This is a genomic window from Streptomyces sp. KR55 (genome assembly GCF_052245645.1).
Lineage (GTDB): Bacteria > Actinomycetota > Actinomycetes > Streptomycetales > Streptomycetaceae > Streptomyces > Streptomyces flavusporus.
In genome coordinates, this window is record NZ_JBQQCE010000049.1 from 23,212 (window position 1) to 31,175 (window position 7,964).

At 72.1% G+C, this 7,964-nt stretch carries 6 protein-coding genes and 1 pseudogene; 5 read left to right on the forward strand and 2 right to left on the reverse strand.

Going from position 1 to position 7,964, the window contains the following annotated elements; all coding sequences use genetic code 11:
* The first annotated feature begins 13 nt into the window (after positions 1 to 13).
* Together ACTWQJ_RS10125 and ACTWQJ_RS10130 are read left to right on the forward strand one after the other, a co-directional pair.
* On the forward strand, positions 14 to 676 hold the full coding sequence (locus ACTWQJ_RS10125) for a response regulator (RefSeq protein ID WP_385509034.1): 663 nt from the start codon (positions 14 to 16) through the stop codon (positions 674 to 676).
* A gap of 100 nt (positions 677 to 776) precedes the next feature.
* On the forward strand, positions 777 to 1,934 hold the full coding sequence (locus tag ACTWQJ_RS10130) for an ROK family transcriptional regulator (RefSeq protein WP_443306292.1): 1,158 nt from the start codon (positions 777 to 779) through the stop codon (positions 1,932 to 1,934).
* 72 nt (positions 1,935 to 2,006) lie between these two features.
* Here the strand turns inward: ACTWQJ_RS10130 and ACTWQJ_RS10135 are convergent.
* Positions 2,007 to 2,769: pseudogene (locus tag ACTWQJ_RS10135) on the reverse strand (GntR family transcriptional regulator).
* A gap of 206 nt (positions 2,770 to 2,975) precedes the next feature.
* On the reverse strand, positions 2,976 to 3,860 hold the full coding sequence (locus ACTWQJ_RS10140; protein WP_443306293.1) for an RNA polymerase sigma-70 factor: 885 nt from the start codon (positions 3,858 to 3,860) through the stop codon (positions 2,976 to 2,978).
* A 169-nt stretch (positions 3,861 to 4,029) separates the two neighbouring features.
* Between ACTWQJ_RS10140 and ACTWQJ_RS10145 the strand changes: the two genes are divergently transcribed.
* The 3 genes from ACTWQJ_RS10145 to ACTWQJ_RS10155 all read left to right on the forward strand — a co-directional run.
* Entirely contained in the window at positions 4,030 to 4,860 is an 831-nt protein-coding gene (locus ACTWQJ_RS10145; RefSeq protein WP_443306294.1) for an alpha/beta fold hydrolase, read from the forward strand.
* A gap of 166 nt (positions 4,861 to 5,026) precedes the next feature.
* Positions 5,027 to 6,601 (forward strand): alkaline phosphatase D family protein, encoded by a 1,575-nt coding sequence (locus ACTWQJ_RS10150; protein WP_443306295.1) that lies wholly within the window; start codon positions 5,027 to 5,029, stop codon positions 6,599 to 6,601.
* 211 nt (positions 6,602 to 6,812) lie between these two features.
* The coding region (locus tag ACTWQJ_RS10155; protein WP_443306296.1) for a GNAT family N-acetyltransferase at positions 6,813 to 7,964 on the forward strand (1,152 nt) is incomplete at its 3' end.

A 7,964-nucleotide genomic window follows, 5' to 3' on the forward strand; every position in this document is an offset into this window, starting at 1 on the left:
CTACGCTGGCCGGATGCCGGTCACCGTTCTCCTCGTCGACGACGAGCCCCTCGTACGGGCGGGCCTGCGGGCCGTGCTGGAGGCGCAGCCCGACATCGAGGTCGTCGGGGAGGCGGCCGACGGGGCCGCGGTGATTCCGCTGGTGCGGCAACTGCGGCCCGACGTGGTCGCCATGGACGTACGGATGCCGCTCCTGGACGGCATCGAGGCCACGCGCGCGGTGCTGCGGACGATCGACGAGCCGCCGAAGATCCTGGTGGTGACGACGTTCGAGAACGACGAGTACGTCTATGGGGCGCTGCGGGCCGGCGCCGACGGGTTTCTGCTGAAGCGGGCCCGGCCGGCCGAGATCGTGCACGCGGTGCGGCTGGTCGCCGAGGGCGAGTCGCTGCTGTTCCCCGCGTCGGTACGGCAACTGGCCGCGGAGTACGGCGAGGACGGCGGGAATCGTGCGGCGCGGGCGGTGCTGGAGCGGGCCCAGCTGACCGAACGGGAGGCGGAGGTGCTGCGCTTGATGACGCGCGGGCTGTCCAACGCGGAGATCGCCGGGCAGTTGGTCGTCGGCACGGAGACGGTGAAGTCGCATGTCAGCGCGGTGCTGGCGAAGCTGGGGGCGCGGGATCGCACACAGGCGGTCATCACGGCGTACGAGTCGGGGTTCGTGTCGCCGGGCTGACGGCGGTCGTCGCACCGGACCGGAGGCGTCCGCCTCTCGCCCGGCTGTCCTGCGCCGAGTACCATCCGGCCAACACGCGCACGAGCTGGGAGGACGGACGGTGGGGCGGCTGACCGGCGGGGATCCCTCGCTGTTGCGAAGGATCAATTCCGCGGTGGTGCTGCACGCGCTGCGTGCCACGGACTGCGCGACGCTGACGGAGATCACCCGGGTGACCGGGCTGTCCCGGCCCACCGTCGAGGGCGTCGTCGAAGGGCTCATCGAGGCCGGTCTCGTGGTGGAGAAGGCGGCCGAGGAGGGTGCCGCGCGGCGTCAGGGGCGGCCGGCGCGGAGGTTCAGGTTCCGGGCCGAGGCCGGTCATCTGCTGGGGCTGGAGATCGGGGCGCATCGCGTCGCCGCGCTCCTCGCCGACCTGGACGGGCGGGTGATCGGCGCGCAGGCCAAGGGCGTCGACGAGACGGCGCACGCGGACGAGCGCCTGGAGCGGCTGCGTACCGCGGTCGCCGAGCTGCTGCGGCGGGCCGGGGTGGCGCGCGGATCGCTGCGGGCGGTGGGGGTGGCCACGCCCGGGATCGTCGAGGCGGACGGCACGGTACGGCTGGGTACGGCGCTGCCGGGGTGGACGGGGCTGCGTCTCGGGGAACGGCTGGGCCGCTCCTTCAAGTGCCCGGTCCTGGTGGAGAACGACGCCAACGCGGCGGCCGTTGCCGAGCACTGGAAGGGTTCCGCCACCGAGTCCGACGACGTCGTGTTCGTACTGGCTGGGTTGAGCCCCGGCGCCGGTTCGCTGATCGGCGGGCGGCTGCACCGCGGTTTCGGCGGGGCCGCCGGTGAGATCGGCGCCCTGCATCTGCTGGGCCGGGAAGTCACCCCGGAGACATTGCTGTCCACGACGGACGAGCCGCTGCATCCGCTGGACGAGCAGGCGGTCGCCCAGGTCTTCGCCCAGGCCCGCCAGGGCGACCAGCGGGCCCGGGCCGCCGTCGACCGCTTCATCCAGCGGCTGGTGCACGATGTCGCCGCGCTCGTGCTGGCCCTCGACCCGGAGCTGGTCGTCATCGGTGGCTGGGCGGCGGGACTGGACGGCGTACTGGACCCGCTGCGGCGCGAGCTGGCGCGCTACTGCCTGCGGCCGCCGAAGGTGACGCTGTCCCTGCTCGGCGAGGCCGCGGTGGCGACAGGGGCGCTGCGACTGGCCCTGGACCATGTGGAGGAGCAGCTCTTCGCGGTCGAGAGCACAGTGACGGCACGCCACTGAAGCGCCCGCCGACGGGCCCGGAACCACGCGTACCCCAGGCACCGTCCGAGCGCGAGACGTCGGGACCGGCGGTCAGGATGCCCGGCGCTGTGGGTCCTGGTGGATCTCCACGCCGCCCGAGTCCCCGAAGGTCAGCCGGCAGGTGTCCGCGCGGTAGGTGGCGACGGAGAGCGCGGCGGGTGCGGCCCTCGGCGAAGTAGCGGGTGGTGACGACGAGCACGGGCGCGCCCGGCAGCCGGTCGAGTTCCTTCGCGTCGTCGGCCCGGGCCGAGCCCAACTCCACGGCGCTGTCCTGGCCCTCCAGCTCCATGCGCTGCAGCTCACGCAGCAACGCACGCGCGCGTGCCGGTCCGGCCGGGGCGTCGATGGCGGACAGCTCGGGCACGGACGACTCGGGGATGTACAGCAACTCGGCGGCGACCGGCTGGCCGTGTGTCATCCGGGTGCGGCGCACGGTGTGCACGGGTTCGTCGCGGCCGGACTCCAGGGCGTCGGCGACCGCCGCCGACGGGGCCGCCATCGTGCAGTCGACGGCCTGCCAGGCATCGCCGGGCGCGCCCGGCCAGGCGTGCTGTTCGGTGCCGACGGCCACTCCCACGCGCGGCGGCGCGACGGTCGTACCGACGCCGCGGCGGCGTTGCAGCCGGCCTTCCAGTTCGAGCTGTTCCAGGGCCTGACGCAGCGTGGCGCGGGCGACGCCGAAGCGGGCGGCGAGGTCGCGCTCGTTGGGCAGGATCTCGCCCACGGAGAACTCGGAGTCCAGTGCCTCCGTGAGCACGGTCTTGAGGTGCCAGTACTTCGGTTCCGGCACCGATTCCAGCTGCGTGGTCCCCACCCTGTCCTCCGCAATCGCCGTGATCCGGCGGCGTTTTAGCGCCCTTGTTTATTAAAGGTTGTTGCACTTATCTGCGACCATAGGACGGCCCTCACCCTTGGTCAAGACCAATCCTCGATCCCTTGGGCGCCGTATGGGCGAACCGACGTGCAGCGTTCACGGGGCGTTCGTAAAACGCCGCATAGGTGACATGGCGGCAACGGCGGCTACTCGCCGGCCAGCCTCCGCAGCTTGTCCGGGTTGCGGATGACGTAGACCGAATGGATGCGCCCGTCGAGGACGTCCAGCTGGAACACGGAGTCGGGCTCGCCCCCGGACAGGACCAGCACCGCGGGGCCGCCGTTGAGTTCCAGGAACCGGAAGGACGCCGCCGCAATGCCCTTGCGGGCGGCGCCGACAAGGAAGCGGCCCACGTTGTCGGCGCTCTGAAGTACCCGCAGGGGCGCCTTCGCCTTGCCGCCGCTGTCGCCGACGAGCCGGACGTCGGGGGCGAGCAGCGACATGAGGCCCTCGAGGTCCCCGTCCGCCGCGGCGGCGAGGAACCGCTCGGTGAGATCACGGCGCTGGACGGGGTCGACGTCGTAGCGCGGCCGACGCTCGTCGACGTGCTTGCGGGCGCGGCCCGCCAGCTGCCGTACGGCCGGCTCGGCCCGGTCGAGCATGGCGGCGATGTCGGCGTACGGGTATCCGAAGGCCTCCCGCAGGACGAACACCGCCCGCTCCAGGGGCGACAGCGACTCCAGGACGACGAGTACCGCGAGGGACACGGAGTCGGCCAGCATCACCCGCTCCGCGGCGTCCGGGACGGCGCCGCCGAACTCGGTGACATACGGCTCGGGCAGCCAGGGGCCGACGTACGCCTCGTTGCGCGCCTTGATCTGGCGCAGCCGGTCGACGGCGAGGCGGGTGGTGACACGCATCAGGAACGCGCGCGGTACGCGCACTTCGGACCGGTCGGTGCCGGACCAGCGCAGCCAGGCCTCCTGCACCACGTCCTCCGCGTCGGCCACGCGGCCGAGCATGCGGTAGGCGACGCCCAGGAGGACGGCGCGGTGCTCTTCGAAGACCTCGGTGGCGGTGTCGGTGGTCACGCCCTCATCCCATCCGACGTGTCCGGTCGTGTCCAGGCGGATTCCGCGGGCGTGACTTCGCGGTCCGTACGGCTGAGCGGTTGCCGGCGACCGGGGGCTACCCGGCGGTAGCCATTGCTGACAAGGTGTCTACACCACGTCCGCGCACGAGTCCTCGCCAAGGAGCTGTATGTCCGCCACCGTCTCCTTCAAGGTCCCCACCCCGCACGGCCCGCGGAGCGTGACCGTCTCCTACGCGCGCGTGGGCACCGGTGCACCGCTGCTCCTGCTGCACGGCATAGGTCACCACCGGCAGGTGTGGGACCCGGTGATCCCCGCCCTGGCGCCCGAGCGCGATGTGATCGCCGTGGATCTGCCGGGCTGCGGGGAGTCCCCGGCGCTCCCGGCCGGGCTGGCGCACGACCTGCCGTCGATGACCGCCGTGCTCACCGCGCTGTGCGAGGCGCTGGATGTCGAACGGCCGCATGTGGCGGGCAATTCGCTGGGCGGTCTGCTGGCGTTGCAGCTCGGTCGCGACCGGCTCGCCCGGTCGGTCACGGCGCTGTCCCCGGCCGGGTTCTGGTCGGCGGTCGAGCGGCGCTACGCCTTCGGTGTCCTGATGACGATGCGGCAGATCGCGCAGCGGATGCCGGTGCCCGTGGTCGAGCGGCTCGCCCGCCCGGCGCTCGGCCGTACGCTCCTGACGAGCACCATCTACGCCCGCCCGGCCCGCCGTTCCCCCGAGGCCGTGGTCGCGGAGACGCTCGCGCTGGCGCGTGCCGAGGGCTTCTCGGAGACCCTGCGGACCGGAAGGGACGTGCAGTTCACCGATGATGTTCCGGGGATTCCGGTCACCGTGGCCTGGGGCAGCAGGGACCGGCTGCTCGTGCCCCGGCAGGGCGTTCGCGCCAAGTACGTCATTCCCCGGGCCCGCCTGGTCCGGCTGCCCGGCTGCGGTCACGTCCCGATGAACGACGACCCGGCGCTGGTCGCGCGGGTTCTGCTCGACGGCAGCCGCTGAGCGGAGACGGTCCGTCAGGAGGCTCTGCTGTTCCTGCGCCCCGGTCGCCGCCGTTTTCCCGTGCGCCCACGGTCAGTTGTTCACTTGTGGTTTCCGTGTGCGCCGCGGCGCACCAGTAGTTGTGGCATCGCAACTGGCCGGAACCGTCCCGTCCTGGAGGCGCCCCATGTCACACCGTCCCTTCCCCGGCCGCCGCAGCGTCCTGCGCGGCTCCCTCGCCGCGTCGGCGGCCCTGACCCTGCCCGTCGGCCTCGGCGCGGCGCCGGCCCTCGCCCGGTCGGGGCGCCCCTCGGCGGGCTGGGGCGTACAGACGGGCGACGTGACCGCGCACTCCGGGCTGGTGTGGGTGCGGTCCGACCGGCCGGCCCGGATGATCGTCGAGACGTCCGCGACGGAGTCGTTCCGCAACCCGCGCAGATGGCAGGGCCCACTGCTCGGCGCCGGCACGGACTTCACCGGCACGACCCGGCTGCGCGGACTGCCGTCCGGCGAGCAGATCCACTACCGCGTGCTGCTCGCCGACCCCGACGACCCGCGTCGCACCGGCGAGCCGGTCACCGGCACCTTCCGCACGGCGTCCGACCGGCGGCGCGACGGGGTGCGGTTCGTCTGGTCCGGCGATCTGGCCGGACAGGGCTGGGGCATCAACCCGGAGCTCGGCGGTTACCGGATCTACGACGCGATGGCCGCCCTCGACCCGGACTTCTTCATCTGCAGCGGTGACAACGTCTACGCCGACGGTCCGATCACCGAGACCGTGGCCCTGCCCGACGGGCGGACCTGGCGGAACATCACCACCGAGGAGAAGTCCAAGGTCGCCGAGACGCTGGCGGAGTTCCGCGGCAACTTCCGCTACAACCTGCTGGACGAGAACCTGCGCGCCTTCAACGCCCAGGTGCCGTCCATCATCCAGTGGGACGACCATGAGGTCACCAACAACTGGTACCCGGGTGAGATCCTCACCGACACCCGGTACACCGAGAAGAACGTCGACGTGCTCGCCGCGCGTGCCCGGCAGGCGTTCTCGGAGTACTTCCCGATCTCGACGCTGCGCCGCCCCGACGGCCGGGTCTACCGGGTCCAGCACCACGGCCCGCTGCTCGACGTCTTCGTCCTGGACATGCGCACCTACCGCAACGCGAACTCCACGGACGACCAGACCACCGACCAGCAGGGCATCCTCGGCCGCGAGCAGCTGGAGTGGCTCAAGCGGGAGCTGTCCCGCTCCCGAGCGGTGTGGAAGGTGATCGCCTCCGACATGCCGCTCGGCCTGGTCGTGCCGGACACCGGGGACGGCAAACCGAACATCGAGGCGGTCGCGCAGGGCGACCCCGGGGCGCCGCTCGGCCGTGAGCTGCAGATCGCCGAGCTGCTGCGGTTCGTCAAGCACCGGCGGATCACGGGCACGGTGTGGCTGACCGCCGATGTGCACTACACCTCGGCGCAGCACTACCAGCCGTCGCGGGCAGCCTTCACCGACTTCGAGCCGTTCTGGGAGTTCGTCTCGGGCCCGCTCAACGCGGGCGCCTTCCCCGCCAACGCGCTCGACAACACCTTCGGCCCGGAGCGGGTGTTCGTGAAGGCGCCGGCCACGGCCAACGTCTCACCGGCCGGGGGCTACCAGTTCTTCGGCGAGGTGGACATCGACGGCCACAGCGGGGAGATGACGGTGCGGCTGCGCGAGCAGGACGGCACCGTGCTGTTCACGCAGGTGCTGCAGCCGGGCCGCGTCGGCCAGTAGATCCGGTACGCGCGGCCGGGGCCGCGCACCGGTGTCATCCCCCGGTGCGCGGTGCTGGGCGGCGGGGCGACCGTCACTTCGTTGACACCTCTGACGCAACACACCCGTAAAAAGAACTGCAAAACGGACAGAACCATGCTTTACCGATCAGTCACAAAGCGTTCGTGATCACGCAACACCTTTCCTTCACAGTGGCTGCATGAGTCGAGACATGTCTGATGTGACGCGCGCGAAAAACGGGCGTCCTGTGCACCACTGGCGACGGGACGTCGTCGAACTCGCCGCCCTCTTCACCGCCGTCGCGGTGGCCGATGCCGTGGCCAACCTGATCGGGCACGGACCCGACGGTCCGGCGCTGCTGGTGATCTCGGCGGTCGTCCTGCTCGCCACGGCCGCCTTCCACATCTGGTGGGCACGGCGCCACGGTCACGCTCCTCCGAAGAGCGATACCGGCGCCCGGCCGCGCTCCCCGGAGCAGCAGGCCGGGCCGTCCGCGAGCCCTGAGTCCGAGGCCGGGGAGGGCACGCTGTGGCGGATGCGGACGACGGTGAAGGACGAACCGGGCTCGCTGGCCGTGCTGTGCACGGCCCTCGCCGGGCACCGGGTCGACATCCTGAGCCTGCAGACGCATCCGCTGGGTGACGGCACGGTCGACGAGTTCCTGCTGCGGGCTCCCGCAGAGCTCGCGGCGTCCGAGATCACCCGGGCGGTCTCGCGGGCGGGCGGTACGGACACCTGGATCGAGCGGGCCGACGCCCACGACCTGGTGGACGCGCCGACCCGGATCCTCGGCCTCGCCACCCGCACCGCGCTGGACGGCGCCGAACTGCCGCTCGCACTACGGCAGTTGCTCGGCCGGTGCACCATCCGTTCGCTGCCCGCCCCGGCAGGGGCCGACCGCGGGACGGACGGCATTGCGGTGGAGGGAGCCCTGGAGGACACCGTGATGCGGCTGCGCGCACCGGAAGGCGGAGTGATCACCGTCGAGCGGCCGTATCTGCCGTTCACACCGACCGAGTTCGCGCGGGCGCGGGCGCTGGTGGAGCTGGACGCCCGGCTCGGGCCGCGCATCCCGCGCAGCCAGGACGTGCTGACGCTGCCGCAGGGCAGTGCCATCACGGTGCGCCGGGCCGACACGAGCGACCTCGAGGCCGCGAAGGAGATGCACGAGCGGTGCTCGAAGAGGACGCTCGCGATGCGGTACCACGGTCCGGTCGGTGACGCGGACCGCTACCTCAACCATCTGCTCAGCCCGCGCTTCGGCCGGACGCTCGCCGTACAGACCGCGTCGGGCCACATCGTCGGGCTCGGTCATCTGCTGTGGGACGGGGACGAGACGGAGGTCGCGCTGCTCGTCGAGGAC

Bases quoted from the DNA above. Each gene is read 5' to 3' on its own strand.
- ACTWQJ_RS10125 (WP_385509034.1), top strand. From the start codon at position 14: ATGCCGGTCACCGTTCTCCTCGTCGACGACGAGCCCCTCGTACGGGCG.
- ACTWQJ_RS10145 (WP_443306294.1), top strand. From the start codon at position 4,030: ATGTCCGCCACCGTCTCCTTCAAGGTCCCCACCCCGCACGGCCCGCGG.
- ACTWQJ_RS10150 (WP_443306295.1), top strand. From the start codon at position 5,027: ATGTCACACCGTCCCTTCCCCGGCCGCCGCAGCGTCCTGCGCGGCTCC.